Consider the following 2426-nt stretch of genomic DNA (forward strand, 5'->3'; position numbering starts at 1 on the left):
ATGGTAATGAAGGTCTCGATAAAATCGCTAAAAATAATATCGATATCGTATTTTTAGATTTAACTATGCCTATTATGGATGGCTTTGAAGTTTTAAAACGTTTACCGTCTTTAGGGTATAAACCTACGATTGTTATTATTTCCGCAGATGTTCAAAAAGAAGCAGCAAGACGTTGTTTAATGCTCGGTGCAGATCAGTTTTTATCAAAACCATTTGAGAAGAAAAAGTTTACGCAATTATTATCTAATCTCAATGTTACTCGGTTAGAAAAAAATATATTTGACGTGAGCAAAGGTTTACCTGTTGATTATATTGCAGGCTTTAGAGAAATCGCCAATATTTCATTAGGGCGAGGCGCTGCAATTATATCTGATCATTTGGGTGAATTTATTAAAATGCCATTGCCATGTGTTGCCACTATGAGCTGCAGTGATCTCGCCATGACTATTGCTGATATCCGCAGTGATCATCACTCCATTGCTATTGCTCAACGTTTTGTAGGCGGGGGGATTCATGGCGAAGCTCTTGTTGATTTGCGAGGTGATGATATTATCGTGTTTGGTGAAAAACTTGGTTTTAGCCAAACAAATGATGATAAAGATGAAGTTGTTATAGATATCGCTAACATTATGGTTTCTTCATTTTTAGTGGCTTTATCTGAACAAATCAGTATTCCTTTTTCAGTACGCCAACCGATTCTTTTAGAAGAGTACATGAATTGGAATCATAAAGAATACCAAGCGGATGATTATTTTACGGTTGAATATACATATAAAGCAGAAACACTCGATCTTGAGTGTGAAGTATTATTTATGATGGATAGTCAATCAACGGGCATAATTCACCAGATCATGGATACATTAAATTGACGGATATTTCATTAGCTGATTTTCATTTAACCATGCAAGTACTCGATCATTTAGATGCGGGTATTGTTATATTGGATAAAAATTACAATGTATATGCGTGGAATACATTCATGCAAGCCTATAGTGGTATATCTAGTGAACAAATAATGGGGAAATCATTATTTGATGTTGTACCGCACTTACCAGAAAAGTGGCTAAAGAATAAAATTGCATCTACATTCAAGTTACGTATGCGATCATTTTCTGCTTGGGAAGATCGCCCTTGGATTTTTAAATTTACTAATTTTAGTCCAATTTCTGGTGGCTCCGATTATATGTTTCAAAACATGACGCTGACACCACTAAAATCGTTAACTGGCGAATATACTCACATTTGCTTAACTGTGACAGATGTTACCGATATTGCGAAAAACAAGAACCATCTGCGTGAATCGAATGCTCAGTTAACCCACTTAAGTATTACAGATAGATTGACGCAATTACATAACCGTGGGCACTGGGAAAATTGTTTAAATGATGAATTTGAGCATTTTCAGCAGTTGTCTCAACCGATAACCTTGGTGATGTTTGATATCGACCACTTTAAAAAGGTTAATGATACTTATGGTCATGTTGCTGGTGATGGGGTGATCAAAAACATTGCCAGTATTGTACGCAGTGCTAAACGTCAAAGTGATATCGCAGGACGTTATGGTGGGGAAGAGTTTGGTGTGATTTTACCCGGTACGACAGCAGATATGACAAGTTACTTCACTGAGCGGTTGCGTAAGAAAGTCGAGAAATCGAGTGTAAAAATAGACGGTACCGAGATCAAGGTAACGATCAGTCTTGGTATTTGTGAATTACATTCAGGTATTAGTAGCTATGAATCTTGGTTAGAGCAAACTGATGCGGCGTTATATGAATCAAAGAAAAATGGCCGAAATCAAACGACAGTGGCCAAGCCCGATGGTCGCTTTACACCTTTAGTTTCTACGGGGAGTAGAGAAAAACAACGTGATAGAAAAGTTTGTTAATAGTAAAAATAATAGTAGAGTATTCACTGTTTCAGATATTAACTAATGGAAAATATTGTGGAAAATTTTGTCGCGCACACAGAAGGCTATGAAGCTCTAATTGAATACCTTGCGTCAAACCTAATACTATTTGAAGCTGCTTCAGCTCAAGATCAAGGAATAACGATAGAGGAAGTCGTTATGGATTTAATTGCTACTCAATTAATGGCTGTATTTTCTCAAAATCCTGATATTGAACAAGACACTCGTTTTCAATTAATGCAGGAAGCAGATTCTGTGATGGCAGATCTTCATCAAGTATTAGAAGGTGTATGGCTGCGTGAGCCGACAAACGAACAAATCAATTTTCTCGAAGATTTCATTAGTTTAGTTAAAAACTTATTTGATAGTGCTATTGCAAGGTTATCCTAAATGAGTATATCTAAAGGAATAGTTTAGTTATTCCTAAAGTATTCCTATTTCCTCATGTTACGTTGTTGTGTTAGACGTATTCTTGTTTTATTGCTTATATGCTGTAACTGAATTAAATCTTATTTAATCC

At 35.9% G+C, this 2426-nt stretch carries 3 protein-coding genes; all 3 read left to right on the forward strand.

From position 1 onward, the window contains the following. Window positions 1-869 (forward strand): response regulator (locus E5A76_RS06810; RefSeq protein ID WP_161118482.1); only part of this gene is annotated, 869 nt, incomplete at its 5' end. Next, complete coding sequence (locus E5A76_RS06815; RefSeq protein ID WP_161118483.1) at window positions 866-1885, forward strand: sensor domain-containing diguanylate cyclase; 1020 nt, start codon at window positions 866-868, stop codon at window positions 1883-1885. The genes E5A76_RS06810 and E5A76_RS06815, both read left to right, overlap by 4 nt. A gap of 45 nt (window positions 1886-1930) precedes the next feature. Then, window positions 1931-2296, forward strand: coding sequence for a DUF3802 family protein (locus tag E5A76_RS06820; RefSeq protein ID WP_161118484.1), 366 nt, complete (start codon window positions 1931-1933; stop codon window positions 2294-2296). Window positions 2297-2426: the final 130 nt, after the last annotated feature.

The sequence above is a fragment of the Photobacterium lucens genome, from assembly GCF_009873615.1.
GTDB lineage: Bacteria > Pseudomonadota > Gammaproteobacteria > Enterobacterales > Vibrionaceae > Photobacterium > Photobacterium lucens.